The organism is Bacillus sp. JKS001846, assembly GCF_900176455.1.
Classification (GTDB): Bacteria; Bacillota; Bacilli; order Bacillales; family Bacillaceae_G; genus Bacillus_A; species Bacillus_A cereus.
Genome location: NZ_FWYG01000001.1, coordinates 4,251,683 through 4,265,683 on the forward strand (window position 1 = coordinate 4,251,683; position 14,001 = coordinate 4,265,683).

Sequence of the window (14,001 nt, forward strand, 5' to 3'; positions counted from 1 at the left end):
AAGAAAAGGCATTGCTTTCCAACACCTTTTCTCCTATCACTATATCATAAGCCTGTTTTATAATATACTACTATTATTTTGTTAACTCTTTCGTTAACGATACATCATTCTTTTCTTTCATTTCACGCTCAAGTTTTGCAATTTTCATATCAAATGTGTCACGCTCATGCTCTTCATTCATACGAGTTTCTAAGTCACGAATATGATCTTCAATCTCTTCAAATCGTAAGAATGGATTATTTTCATCCATTTTATGCATCGCAGTATTCATACGACGATTTGCATGTGCCATATTTTCACGTGCCATTAGTTCCATACGCTTTGCGTGCATTTCTTTTAATTTATTTTTCATTTCAGAAAGACGACGCTCTAACTCATCAATTTGCTCTACAACACCTGCATACATTTCTTCTAATCGAGTTACTTGCCCTTCATAATAAGCTACCTCTTCTAACGCACGTTCGTGCAATTGTAATTCACCTGATTCTTGAGCAATGATAGCTTGCTTTGATCTTTTATTAACGAAATAACGTGCTTGCTCAAGCTCACGAGCAAAGTTAGATTTTAATGTTTTATGACGCCCAATTAACTTCTCAATTTTTGTTATTTCACGCTCACTATCACGTAAATATTGGTTTAACATCGCAATTGGATTTTTTCTTTCCTTCTCATCTAACACGTTATGAAAATCAGCTAAAATTGCATCGCGTACACGTCCGAATAAAGATTGTTTCATTATAAATCTTCCTCTCTTCTACTTTAATTATAATTTGATTTATTGTTTTAGTTTTTCATTAATTTGTTCCACTCATCTTCAAAGTTGCTATATGATTTAGAACTTTCTGGAGCAGATTCAACAACTACATCTTTTTCTTTTTTCCACTCACGGTATCCGTAGTATAAAACCACTAAAGCAGCGATACCGATTAATGCTGGCGAATGAGAAAGTGCAATGGATAAACCGATTAAACCAACAATACCCCAAGCTAACTTTCCAAAAAATGATTTAGCTCGCACAAATGATTTATAGCTCCAATATACAACTCCTGCTCCGATTGCGAATCCTACAATACCAGCAAGACTACCAAGAGCAATTAAAGCCAAAATACCGGCTGCGATAAACGCTAGAAATTGTTTCATCTTGTGCTTGCCTCCCTTCGATTTGATACTCTTATCTTAACTATTTTTTCATCTTTCCATAACGAGCTTAAGAACCGTTTTCTACTCAGACTTAAGACCGAGTCATATTCAGCCCTTTACGCAAAAAAAACGTGCAGAGTCTATTCTCTGCACGTTTTTTAATTACTAACATTCATATTAAATTAAGCAGTTTTATGATACTCTTTTTTCTTAGCTACTTTCGAAAACCTTGGAAACCCAATTAAAATAGAAACAATCCCACATACTCCAACTAAAATTGGATAAAATGCATACGGTAACAATTCAACTGGAGATAACGCTGCAAATCCTGCTGCCGTTAACATTTGGGCACCGTACGGAATTAATCCTTGCACACAACATGAGAAAAGATCTAATACACTCGCTGATTTACGAGGGTCTATTTCATATTGATCTGCAATATTTTTTGCAAGCGGGCCTGTAAAAATAATTGAAATCGTATTATTCGCTGTACACATATTCGTCATACTCACTAAACCAGCAATACCAAATTCCGCTCCTTTTTTCGAACGAATATTACGTGTTAATACATTCATTAAATATTGAATACCACCATTATATTGGATTAATTCAACCATACCGCCAATTAATATAGCAAGTAATACTAACTCCATCATACCGCCCATTCCAGTCGTTACACTTTTAAAGAAACTTTCTAACGTGTAACTTCCATCTATAAGACCGATAACACCAGATAGTACAGTTCCACCAGTTAATACAATAAGTACATTCCAGCCAAGTAGCGCTGTAATAAGTACTCCTGCGTACGGTAAAATCTTTATCCAATCAAAGCTATGTGCTTTAATTTGCGTGTCACTTCCTGAAGTAACTATTACTAATAGCACAATTGTAATAATAGCCGCTGGTAACACAATTAAAAAGTTCGTTTTAAACTTATCTTTCATTTCTGTTCCTTGTGAACGAACAGCTGCGATTGTTGTATCTGAAATAAATGATAAATTATCACCAAACATCGCTCCGCCAACAACAGTAGCCATTGCAAGCGCAATTGAGATATCAGTTTGACCACTAATACCTACAGCAATCGGCGCTAATGCTGCAATTGTTCCCATTGAAGTTCCCATCGCTAATGAAATAAATGCACCAATAACAAAGATTCCAGCTACGATAAATCCTGGCGGTAAAATAGTTAATGCTAAATTAACAGTTGAGTCTACTCCGCCCATTCCTTTAGCAGTTTCAGAAAATGCACCTGCAAGCACAAAAATTAATACCATAATCATAATATCCGGATTTCCTGCACCTTTAGCGAACCGCTCTACTTTCACATTAAAACTTTCTTTACGATTCATCATTAAAGCGACTCCTACAGCAATTGAGATCGCTACAAGTATCGGCAATTTATAGAAATCACCTGTAATAATTCCAGAACCAATAAATAGCGCCAAAAATATCCCAAGTGGTAATAAAGCTAAACCATTTCCTCTCGTTTCTTTCAAAGTATCATCTCTCCCTAGTTTCAACCTTTTTCTAATGAATAACAAAAGACCTCTTCCGATGAGAAGAGGTCTTATACATCTATAAGAAACACTCTTCTCATCTTTCAAGCACACGCTTGCTGGATTTGGCACAGCACTCTGAAATCGAGTCCGCTGCCGAGGCATCGTAGGGCCAGTCCCTCCGCCTCTCTTTATAAGAAGGTTTCATATTTATTTTTTAATAATAATTTCTTTCCTAACTTTACTCGCTTACAAAACAAAAGTCAATTATTTTTTGTATAGATTTTTTTGGTAATTATACAAAAATTCGAATACAACAATCATTTTAACTTTTCTATTTCTTCTTTCAACATTGAAATCCAATAAAATTCATTATTTTTTATTGTTGCTAATATCCATTTCGTAGTGTACCAAGCTAACTCATACTCTTCCTTCGTGACATCACCACTTTTATAAGCATCCTCTAGCTCCTCTTCATCTAATACATACACCTTACCGGTAGGTAATAATACTACATCTAAATATAAATCATCAAAATACGGTAAACCACGATCGTCTATTTTATATTCTTTCGCCACATCGATATAATATTGCACTAATTTTTTCTGATCATCTAACATAGCGGTAATCGCAAAGTTTTTCCCGTCTATGAAATATTGAATCCACGTATACTGATCCGCTGCAATACAAAGTTCTTCACCATCATATTCTTTACAACTAGGCTCTCTCACCTTTTTTATATCCAGTATTCCGAGCATTCCCTCTTCCACTTGCTTAACCGTATAACTCTTTTCTATTAGCCTCTTCCACGAAGAACCGTCACCATATTTACGTTTCATTATGTCTGCTCCTCTTCTATATACAGAAAAGCTCCCACATATTATGTGAGAGCTTGTTCATATTATAATTAAGCCGCTTGACCCTTTTCAGAAATCTCTTTTAAATAAGCTTGTCCTTTTTCAGCGTCATATTGACCTTCCCACTTAGACATAACTACAGCTGCTAAAGAGTTTCCTACAACGTTAACTGCTGTACGAGCCATATCTAAAATACGGTCAATACCAGCAATGAACGCTAAGCCTTCAGGTGGAATACCTACTGTACCAAGTGTCGCTAATAATACAACGAATGATACGCCCGGTACACCTGCGATACCTTTTGATGTAACCATTAATACAAGCAATAATGTAATTTGTTGTGTAATAGATAAATCAATACCGTACATTTGTGCTAAGAAAAGAGCCGCAATTGCTTGATATAAAGTTGATCCATCTAAGTTAAATGAATAACCTGTCGGAATAACGAAAGATGTAATTGCTTTCGGACAACCGAATTTCTCCATTTTCTCCATGATCTTTGGTAAAACTGTTTCTGAGCTTGCTGTAGAATACGCTAAGATCAGCTCGTCTTTTAAAATCTTAAAGAATTGGAAAATGTTGATTCCAAATATTTTCGCTGTAAGTCCTAAGACAACTACGACGAAGAAGATCATTGCTCCATATACGACAATTAGTAATTTCCCTAATGGAATTAATGAAGCAAGACCAAATGTAGAAACTGTAACACCAATTAGTGCAAACACACCAAATGGTGCAAATTTCATAACTTGGTTTGTTACGTAAAACATTGCGTCAGCTACACCTTGGAAAAATTGAAGAACTGGTCTTCCTCTTTCACCAATTGCTGCTACACCTAAACCAAATAATACAGAGAAGAAGATAATAGCAAGCATATCTCCGTCAGCTAACGACTTCATAATGTTCGTTGGAACAATATTTACAAATGTATCTGCAAATGAATGACTTTGTACTTGTTCTGTCGTATGTGTATATTTCGAAATATCTGTCTTTGTTAACTGCTCCATATTTACGCCTTTTCCTGGTTGGAAAATATTCGCTATTAATAGACCAACAATAATTGCAATTGTTGTAATAATTTCAAAGTAAAGAATTGTTTTTCCGCCTAGTCGACCTAGTTTTTTAACATCGCCAACACCAGCAACCCCAACAACAATACTTGCTACAACAATCGGTACAACGATCATTTTAATTAATCGGATGAAAATATCACCAATTGGTTGTAAGTACTTCACAACAGCTGGATTATCAAAGAAAATCGCCCCAACCGCAATACCAAGCGCAAGCCCTATTAATATTTGCCATGCAAGTCCTATTCTTTTCATATTTGTTGTAACCCCCTCTTCGATGTGTCACTCTATCTCTCATTCTATCTCTATAAAACTAAGAAATTAAGAGTATTACATATTATTCGACAATTCACTACATTTTGTCCCTGTTAAAAATCATAAATCAAAAATTTAAATCTGACAACAAAATAACTTTGCCCGAACACAAATAATTTTCTTGACAAAAAGCAGACCCATGTCAGAAAACCTAACATGAGAACGATTCCTCACTAGTGTTTTATTAGCTTTCCAAGTAATATTTCACCTCATAAAAACGATTACTTTCCTTCTTCATTTTACAGATTAATTCCAAAATATACCTTTGTTACACATATGAATAAAATGTATGTACTATGACAATTACAGTTGAAAAATGATAAATTCCGACAAAACTTAGCAATTTTATAAAATTTTCTTTACATTATGATTACAACGATAGACACCCCTCTTCTTATGATATATAACATTCATAGGGAAAGGAGTCAGACAACAATGAAAAAGAAATTTGCAGCGTTTAGTGTTTTAGCAGCAGGAACGATTTTTGCTTCCCCGTTACTTTCACCTGCATACGCTGAAACGAATCAAGATAAATTATCTAACATTCAATCTGAATTAGAAGGCAAACAAAGTGACTTACAAAATAAATCAGTCGAGAAAGAACAAATAGAAAAAGAAATTCAAGAATTACAGAAGAAAATTGATGAATTAACTACTTCTATTAATAAAAACGAGACTGAATTAAATGATACAAAAAAAGAAATTAGCAAAACACAACAAGTAATTACTGACAAAAAGAAACATATAGAACAATTACAAACAAACATAGATACACGTCAGGAAGTTATTAAACAACGGTTACAATCTATGCAAGAAAAACCGCGTACCAATATCATTACAGAAGTATTAACAAACTCTACAAACATTGCTGACCTTGTTGATAATATGTACTCCGTAAGTTTAATATTAAACAACGATACAGATATTGTAAAAAAACAAACATCTGATCAAAATGCTGTAACGTCAGAAAAAGAGGCTGTTGAGAAAAAAGAACAACAACTGAAAGAATCTGAACAAAAACTAGAACAAAAACAGCAAGAATTACAAAATAACCAACAACAGCAACAAACTCTTATTAACGATCTACATACGAAAGTAGCAAAAGTAGATTCAGAGATTGAAGGATTAGAAGAATCCAAAGGCATTTTAGAAAATCAACGTCAAGCTGTTCAAAAAGCAATTGAAGAAGAAAAACGTGCCGAAGAAGCTCGTAAAGCGGAAGAAGCTCGCCAGGCAGAAGAGGCTCGCAAACAACAAGCTACTAAATCTGCTCAAGCAACTCAAGCGGCCCCAACACCACATGATACAAATATCGGTGGCTTTATCAAACCAGCAGCTGGATCAAAAACTTCCGGATTTGGTGTACGTTCTTTAGATAATCATAAAGGAATTGACATCGCTGCTTCGGGAACGGTTCCAATTATCGCCGCTGCAGATGGCGTTGTTATTCGTTCAGAATTATCATCTAGTTATGGAAACGTAGTGTATTTATCTCACCGTATAAACGGAAAAACATATACGACAGTATATGCTCATATGAATAGCCGTTCTGTATCGAATGGACAAACTGTAAAACAAGGCGATCAGCTTGGATTTATGGGGAACACGGGCCAATCATACGGACAACATTTACACTTCGAACTTCATCTTGGAGAATGGAATGTCGGCAAGACAAACGCAGTTGACCCATCTCCTTATATCGGATTATAAAAAACCTCGGTGCCTACCGAGGTTTTTTATTTACACTTCACACAATATAGGCATTCTACATAGACTATAACTAAATGCCTATAGTTTACGAGGTGATCAATATGAATACGCAATTACAACAAAAAATAGAAGAAGCTAGAGAGACGTATATTGGCCGGATATTTACATTTGGCGGCTCAGTATTATTTTTAATCGGTTCATTCCTTGCAGTCACTACAGCCTATAAAGCATATAATCGTTTATTACACTCATCAACATCCACATAAAAAAAGACGGGAGATTGGTATTATCCCCTATAGGTAGACAGTAAAAAAAGAGTCCATCTGATATGATGGACTCAATGCTGTTTTATCTGGAGGGGATTTTTTTATGGCAAGAAAAGGACAATCATTTCAAAAATATACAGAAGAACTAAAGCGAGAAGCAGTTCGTCTTCGATTAGAAGAGAGAAAATCATTGCGAGAAATTCGTGAACAACTCGGTGTGAAGAGCGATGCCCAGATTATTGAGTGGGTAAAACGTGCGCAACAAGGGGAGTCCTTTGATGATCAACGTGGTGTCTGGAATCGAAAGAATTTTAATAGTCTAGAAGAAGAAAATGCTTATTTGAAGGCACAGGTTGAGTATTTAAAAAAGCGCAATCCAAATCTACACGGGAAGGAATGGTCCTAAAGAAAGAACGATTTTCTCTTATCGATTCATTACGCCAAGCCTATCCACTCCGATGGTTGCTTCAAATCGCGGAAGTTTCTAAGGCTGGCTACTATAAATGGCGGAAATATCATAACGTGCAGCGTTTACGTCAGAAAAGGGATATGTGGCATAAAGAACATATTTTATCTATTCATCGTCAGCACCCTTACTATGGGTATAAACGTATGACTCGTGCTTTGGCTCGAGAAGGAATGGTAATGAATCATAAACGTGTTCGTCGTCTTATGAGAGAGCTGGGTATTCAATCTATCATTCGAAAAAAACGTCCGTTTTATGGAAGAAAAACATCTGTGGTATTTAAAAATCATTTGAATCGAGAGTTTCAAGCTGAAAAGCAAAATCAAAAATTCGTAACAGATATTACTTATGTACGAATCGGAGAACAATTTGCCTATTTGTCAGCTGTGTTAGATTTATACAACAATGAAATTGTTGCCTGGAAGCTATCTTCAAGAAATGATTTAGATTTGGTTTTAACTACATTACGTCAATTAGAAGGGAAGTCATTAACTACTAAGCCCCTTTTCCATTCAGATCAAGGGTTTCAATATACATCTAAATCCTACGCAAAACAGTTAGAGAAATTAGGATTTGTCGGTAGTCATTCTAGACGTGGAAACTGTTTTGATAATGCGTGTATCGAATCATTCTTCTCACATTTAAAAACAGAGAAGTTGTATTTAGTGTGCCCAAAAACATATGAAATGGCCTACCGAGCAATTCAAGAATATATTCAATTTTATAATACAGAAAGATTCCAAGAAAAACTTCACGGCCTTTCCCCGATAGAATATCGGGAAAAGGCCGTGGCATAATACTCTTTTTATTACTGTCTACTTGACAGGGAGATGACCAGATCCCCGCCTTTTTTTATGCAAACATTTTAAATACACCTATCGCATTTAAAAATACAATTATTACAGTTACTGGAATAACATAACGAAGTAAGAAGAACCAAATGTTAAATAACGTTTTCCCCTTCGTTTCCGTCACTTCTAATTCTTTCATCAATAACTCTTTACTCATTTTATTTGGTACAAATAATGAAATAGCTAGTACTCCTAACGGCAGCAATACGTTACTTACCGAAAAGTCAACTAAATCAAAGAATGTTTTCCCGAATATTTTCACGTCACTCATAATCCCAAATGATAAAGCTGATGGAATACCGACTGCAAAAATAAGAATACCAATTAATAATGATGCTGACGGACGCTTCTTCTCATTACCTTTCGCAACAGATGCTACTACAATTTCAAGCATTGAAATTGCTGATGTTAAAGTCGCAAAGAAGAATAAAATTAAAAACATAATAAAGAAAAATTGACCAAATGGTATTTTTGCAAATACTGCTGGAAGGACGATAAACAGTAGTCCTGGTCCTTCAGTCGGTTTAACTCCCAACGCAAAAATCGCTGGGAAAATTGCTAATCCTGCAAGTACTGTAACAAAAACCGTTAAACTTACAATAGATGTTGCTGATTTCGTTAAATGTTCTTCTTTCTTTAAATACGAACTATACGTTACCATTACCGAGGCACCTACAGTTAGTGAGAAGAAAGATTGTCCCATCGCGTATAAAATCGTATCTGCTGTAAGCTTTGAAAAATCTGGCTTTAAGAAGAACTCTACTCCAGCAAAAGCACCATCGAGTGTTAACGCACGAACAATAATCGCAATAAATAAAATAAATAATAGCGGCATCATGTACTTACTTGCCTTTTCTATACCTTTCTCTACACCTTTACTTACGACAAAAATTGTACAAAGCATAAAGATAAATTGTGCTCCAATCGCACTTAACGGATTTGAAATCGTTTCACCGAACAATTGTCCATAATCAGCTGCTCTATTCCAGAAACTTCCTGTCACACTATAATATAAATAAAGTAAAATCCATCCACCTACAACACTATAAAAAGATAGTACACTAAAACAAGTAACAACTCCCATACGACCAATCCAAGGATATACTTTGCTATTTGGCACTAGTACTTTATAAGCTGTAACGGCCTCTTTTTGCGTGCTACGTCCAATAACAAACTCCGCTATTAAAAGAGGCATACCTATAAATAAAGTTAATAGTAAAAATACAAGGAAGAATGCGCCTCCCCCGCCATTACCTGCAACATATGGAAATTTCCATATCGCACCAAGACCTACTGCGGCTCCGGCTGCTGCGAGTACAAAGCCTATTTTCGACGTCCATTGCTGTGTTTCTTTCATCATAAATTCTCCTTTTCTGAATATTTAAACTTTTGTTAATTATACACTTTCATTTCATACTCGCACACCTCCTTTAGAAAATAAAAAAGTCCCCTACACGCAAATATGCATGTAGAGGACGATATATGTAATATAAATACCGTGGTACCACCTCAATTGGATTGATAAATCCCACTTGTTCAAGTACAGGAATAATTCCGATACTCTATCCTTTTAACGGCGGAACCCGGGTTGCCTACTACAATGTTCAACATACCTCTCGCAAGCCCATTCTGTATATTTTATCGTACCAGGCTCCCACCTAACCCCAGCTCTCTGAACGCATCAAATATACGTACTCTTCTTGCTCATCGATTTTATCTATTGAAGTTACTTGTGATTATAAATTATATTTTTATATTTGTAAAGCTCACTTTATCTTTTATTATTTTAAAACCTTTTCCTCTAATTCTCGTAAAAAACTTTCTCTTTTCCCCTCGTTTTGCACATATACTGATTTCAACACTTCTTGGAGCAATATATTTCGCTCTCTCTTTTCTAACTGTAAATCTTTTAACTTCACCCTTACTTCATATAAAAAATCTAAATACGATTCATATATCTCATCATATTTATTTGCAATCTCATCTCGAATTTTTTTTGCGAGCTTCGGGCTCGCTCCCCCAGTAGAAACCGCTATATTAAGTAAACCACGATGAATTGCTGCCGGAAAATGAACATTACCACTTTCCGGATTTGTAATAACATTTACTAATTGATTCTCGGCGGCATCTTCAGCAACTTGTTCATTTAATATTGAATCACTACTCGCTGCAACAACTAAAAAAGCACTTTTAATATCACTTTTCTCATATTCTCTTTGATACCAACGAATTTTCTTTTCTTCCACAAGTTTTACTAAATTCACATCTAATTCTGGACTTATCACAACTATATCCGCACCCTGTTTGAGTAAAGGAATAATTTTAAATCCTGCAACTTTTCCCCCACCAATAACAACAACGCGTTTCTCATTAACTCGCACTGTAAGTGGATACATACTGATCTCCTTTCAATAACTCCGTCGTTTTCTGAATTAACATATCTTGAAACGCTTCATTCTTCCCTAAATATGGACTGATTTTTATCTCTCCCAATTCATATTGGCGCACTTCTTTCTCAATATGTTTCATAAGTAAACCTGTAAATAACAAGTAAGGCAGTACAACGATGTTCTTTTCTTTTTGTTCTACAACTTCCTTTAACTTCTCCTCAAATTTTGGCTCTGCAGCCGCTAAATAACAAACTTCTACTTTTTTAACCTTCTCTTTTGTTTGAAATAAAGAAGCAATCCAGTTTATATCTCTTAATACTTCAGGATCACTGCTCCCTCTTGCAACAAGAAGTAACGTCACTTCATTTTTATCTTCCTGTTCGATGCCACTTCCGCTATACACCGATTTAACAAGTGTTTCTGATACACCAAACGGATTACCATAGGTCACTTTAACATCCGAAAATTGATTAGTTAACTTTTCCAATTCAAAAGGGATATCTTTTTTTACATGCCCTGCCGCTAATAAAAAAACAGGGATAGCAATAATCTCAGTGGCCCCACGCTTCACACATGTACGAAAACCATCTTCAATAGAAGGATTCGCTAACTCTAAAAAACAAACTTCTTGAATAGTCGCTTCTATACGGCTCATACACGATGTAATAAATTGAATCGCCTCTTCTTTCGCTGTCTTCAAACGACTTCCATGACATATATATAAGACGGCTTTCATTTTACAACACTCCACTTACTTGATAAGCATTTTCTGTCTGCTTCTCAAACCAATGAATTTTTTCTCTAAAACGGACAACCTCTCCAATTACAATCATACTCGGATTTTGAATTTGCTCTTTTTTCGCAACATCTACAATTGTCCCTAACGTTCCAACAACTGTGCGTTGCATAGACGTCGTCCCCTGCTCAATAATAGCAGCTGGCGTACTTTTATCTTTTCCATGCTTCATAAGTTGCTCACATATGTAGGGCAAATTACTAACCCCCATATATACCGCTAAAGTCTCTACACCTTTCGCTAAACTCTCCCATTTCACTTCTTCTTCAGCACCTTCTTTCCTATGCCCAGTCACAATAGCAAAACTTGCACTTGCATCACGGTGCATCACTGGAATGCCCGCATAAGCAGGAGCAGCTATTCCAGCTGAAATACCAGGAATGATTTCAAATGGTACACCTTGCTTTGCTAATGCTTCAGCTTCTTCTCCCCCTCTACCAAACACAAATGGATCGCCGCCCTTAAGTCTCGTTACAACTTTTCCTTTTTTCGCATACTTAATAAGAAACGTGTTAATTGTCTCTTGCTTCATCGTGTGATAATTCGGGAGTTTTCCGCAATAAATTAAATCCGCGTCAGGCTTTGCGTGTGAAAGCAGCTCTTTATTCACAAGTCGGTCGTATAAAATAACATCTGCCTTCTCAATACATTTCAACCCTTTAACAGTAATTAAATCTGGATCGCCAGGACCCGCTCCAACAATATAAACCTTTCCCATCATCTCTCCTCATTTCTTCTATTAAAATGAAACTTCCATTCGTATATAAGAATGGAAGTTTTTATTTTTTCGTATTACTGATCTCTACTCATGGATAACAAATGCCCCACCTTTTCGAATCTTCTTTTTTTCAAACAAAGAAATCTCTTTTACCTCTGGCAACGGTAAAAAATGCTTTTCAAGCTCAATCTCCGCAAGCTTAAATGCCTGTTCTTCACTTTGAGCAACAACAACTATCGGAACAATATCACTCACTAATACAGCTTCAAATCGATATAAATCCATATCGTCCCTCCTAAGACGCTATTACTTCTTCTAGCACGTTATTTAACGCTATTTGTAATGTATCTACACCAACACGACCTGCAAAATCATAAAATGTTTCGGCTGGTAATTTATTCTCTTTGAAATAACTTATAAATGATGCAAGTACATCAGGTAGATCCTCGCCATCTATTTTTCCTTTTAACTTTTGATTGTAGGCACCGCCATCTAACAATGTTCCACCTACGTATATTTCAAACGCTTCAACAATGCCTTTTTCCTTCGTTTTCATTTTCACCCCTTGTAACCCAATGTCAGCAATTTGACGTTGACCACATGAATTCGGGCAGCCTACCATATGAATTCGAACTGGAACATCGAGTACAATTTGTGTATCTAAGTATTCTGCAATTTGACGTAATCTTTCTTTCGTTTCTACTAGTGCAAGATTACAATATTCAATACCGGTACATGAAACCGCATGACCAATAAATGATTTCGGGCTTGCAGATATCGCTTCAAACAGCGGTTCACTAAGTAATCCTTTTACATTTTCCGGAGGAACGTTCGAAATAATGAAATTTTGTGAATTACATGTACGAATTTGTCCATTTCCATATTGCTTTGCGATTCTTGCAACCTCAAACATTTCTTCTGCATGTAAACGACCTACCGGTACATTAAAACCTACATATTTTAATCCCTCTTGTTTTTGGTCTTGAACACCATAAAAATAGCCTGCATTCCATCCTTTGAGTGCACTTTCCCCTTTACTTTGTAAAGGCCCTGTATACTCTATTAGTTTCTCTTTAAATTTCTCTGCTCCCCAGTCCGCAACAAGAAATTTCAAACGCGCTAAATGACGTTTCTCACGATATCCAAAATCACGGAATATAGTAGCAATTGCAATCGCCACCGCCTTCACTTCTTCTGGTAAAACGAATACATCTAATTCCTCAGCTAAATACGGACGGGCTGATAATCCTCCACCTACTTTTATATGAAAACCAACTTTTTTCTCACCATCTATTTCTTTCGTAGCAGGTGTAAATGCAACACAGTTAATCTCTGCGTTTGCTGAGTTATAAATATTAGAACTAATAGACATTTTAAATTTACGTGGTAAATTAGAAAACTCTTCATTATGCTGGAAGTAATCGTATACTTCTTTTACAATATGCGTTGTATCAAATAGTTCATTTGCATCAATGCCAGCAAGCGGATTACCTGTAATATTACGCGTTATATCACCACACGCTCCAGCTGAAGACAATCCAACTCTCGCTAATCTATTAAAAATATCTGGAATTTGCTGAATTTCTAACCAGTGAAACTGAATCGCTTGTCTCGTCGTAATATCTATTACATCACGTCCATAATCTTCAGCGATAGAAGCAAGCACTTCTGCCTGTGCATTTGTAATAATCCCTGACGGAATATTTACCCGCATCATAAAATAACCAGCTTCTTTTGGACGTTGTAAATACAATCCTGCCCATTTAAAGGCATCCCACTCTTCTTTTGGAATAGATTCGAATCCATTTTCCGCATAGTAAGGAATATCATTAAAAATTTCTAAGCCATCTTTTTCTAATTTATTTTTCTCCGTCTGATTTAATTTTTCATTGTTAGCCCATACTTTTTCATAACTCATTGTTT

The 14,001-nt window shown here is 35.8% G+C and carries 14 protein-coding genes, 1 riboswitch and 1 other annotated feature; of the genes, 3 read left to right on the top strand and 11 right to left on the bottom strand.

All coding sequences use genetic code 11. From position 1 onward, the window contains the following. Positions 1-73: 73 nt before the first annotated feature. From B9A45_RS22630 to gltP, 5 genes are all read right to left on the bottom strand, one after another. Positions 74-736: a PspA/IM30 family protein gene (locus B9A45_RS22630; RefSeq protein ID WP_000814134.1), complete on the bottom strand. Its 663-nt coding sequence runs from the start codon at positions 734-736 to the stop codon at positions 74-76. A gap of 47 nt (positions 737-783) precedes the next feature. Then, positions 784-1,140: a lmo0954 family membrane protein gene (locus tag B9A45_RS22635; protein ID WP_000808641.1), complete on the bottom strand. Its 357-nt coding sequence runs from the start codon at positions 1,138-1,140 to the stop codon at positions 784-786. Between the two features lie 182 nt (positions 1,141-1,322). Continuing rightward, positions 1,323-2,639, bottom strand: a complete 1,317-nt coding sequence (locus B9A45_RS22640) for a Na+/H+ antiporter NhaC family protein (protein ID WP_000665486.1) — start codon at positions 2,637-2,639, stop codon at positions 1,323-1,325. 94 nt (positions 2,640-2,733) lie between these two features. Beyond that, positions 2,734-2,839, bottom strand: a riboswitch (SAM riboswitch). Between the two features lie 120 nt (positions 2,840-2,959). Next, on the bottom strand, positions 2,960-3,478 hold the full coding sequence (locus B9A45_RS22645) for a ribonuclease FAU-1 family protein (protein ID WP_084065129.1): 519 nt from the start codon (positions 3,476-3,478) through the stop codon (positions 2,960-2,962). 68 nt (positions 3,479-3,546) lie between these two features. Continuing rightward, positions 3,547-4,821, bottom strand: coding sequence for a glutamate/aspartate:proton symporter GltP (gene gltP / locus B9A45_RS22650; protein WP_000821131.1), 1,275 nt, complete (start codon positions 4,819-4,821; stop codon positions 3,547-3,549). A gap of 495 nt (positions 4,822-5,316) precedes the next feature. On the opposite strand from gltP, the gene B9A45_RS22655 reads away from it, so the two are divergent. The 3 genes from B9A45_RS22655 to B9A45_RS22660 all read left to right on the top strand — a co-directional run bounded on the left by B9A45_RS22655 (position 5,317) and on the right by B9A45_RS22660 (position 8,120). Continuing rightward, the gene (locus B9A45_RS22655; protein ID WP_000726071.1) at positions 5,317-6,591 is read left to right on the top strand and encodes a murein hydrolase activator EnvC family protein; all 1,275 of its coding nucleotides are present in this window, start codon (positions 5,317-5,319) and stop codon (positions 6,589-6,591) included. A gap of 101 nt (positions 6,592-6,692) precedes the next feature. Next, complete coding sequence (locus B9A45_RS32285) at positions 6,693-6,857, top strand: hypothetical protein (RefSeq protein WP_001096002.1); 165 nt, start codon at positions 6,693-6,695, stop codon at positions 6,855-6,857. Positions 6,858-6,960: 103 nt separating this feature from the next. Further along, positions 6,961-8,120, top strand: a protein-coding gene (locus B9A45_RS22660) for an IS3-like element ISBth8 family transposase (protein ID WP_087874946.1) whose coding sequence is annotated in 2 segments (ribosomal slippage) — positions 6,961-7,219 and positions 7,219-8,120 — 1,161 coding nt in all. Because the reading frame shifts where the segments join, the coding sequence is not laid out codon by codon here. Positions 8,121-8,175: 55 nt separating this feature from the next. On the opposite strand, the gene B9A45_RS22665 is transcribed toward B9A45_RS22660, so the two are convergent. The 6 genes from B9A45_RS22665 to B9A45_RS22695 all read right to left on the bottom strand — a co-directional run bounded on the left by B9A45_RS22665 (position 8,176) and on the right by B9A45_RS22695 (position 13,996). Continuing rightward, a complete protein-coding gene (locus B9A45_RS22665; RefSeq protein ID WP_000665442.1) occupies positions 8,176-9,531 on the bottom strand; it encodes a sodium-dependent transporter in 1,356 nt (451 codons plus the stop codon). A gap of 111 nt (positions 9,532-9,642) precedes the next feature. After that, positions 9,643-9,891, bottom strand: a binding site (T-box leader). Between the two features lie 64 nt (positions 9,892-9,955). Then, a complete protein-coding gene (locus tag B9A45_RS22675) occupies positions 9,956-10,570 on the bottom strand; it encodes an NAD(P)-binding protein (protein WP_084065132.1) in 615 nt (204 codons plus the stop codon). Next, the gene (locus B9A45_RS22680; protein ID WP_000648885.1) at positions 10,545-11,300 is read right to left on the bottom strand and encodes a sirohydrochlorin chelatase; all 756 of its coding nucleotides are present in this window, start codon (positions 11,298-11,300) and stop codon (positions 10,545-10,547) included. Before B9A45_RS22680 ends, B9A45_RS22675 begins: the two co-directional genes overlap by 26 nt. 1 nt (position 11,301) lies before the next feature. Continuing rightward, on the bottom strand, positions 11,302-12,078 hold the full coding sequence (cobA, locus tag B9A45_RS22685) for a uroporphyrinogen-III C-methyltransferase (RefSeq protein WP_084065134.1): 777 nt from the start codon (positions 12,076-12,078) through the stop codon (positions 11,302-11,304). An 84-nt stretch (positions 12,079-12,162) separates the two neighbouring features. Further along, positions 12,163-12,363 (bottom strand): DUF3906 family protein, encoded by a 201-nt coding sequence (locus tag B9A45_RS22690; RefSeq protein ID WP_000366919.1) that lies wholly within the window; start codon positions 12,361-12,363, stop codon positions 12,163-12,165. Between the two features lie 10 nt (positions 12,364-12,373). After that, entirely contained in the window at positions 12,374-13,996 is a 1,623-nt protein-coding gene (locus B9A45_RS22695) for a nitrite/sulfite reductase (RefSeq protein WP_084065137.1), read from the bottom strand. Positions 13,997-14,001 lie beyond the last annotated feature (5 nt).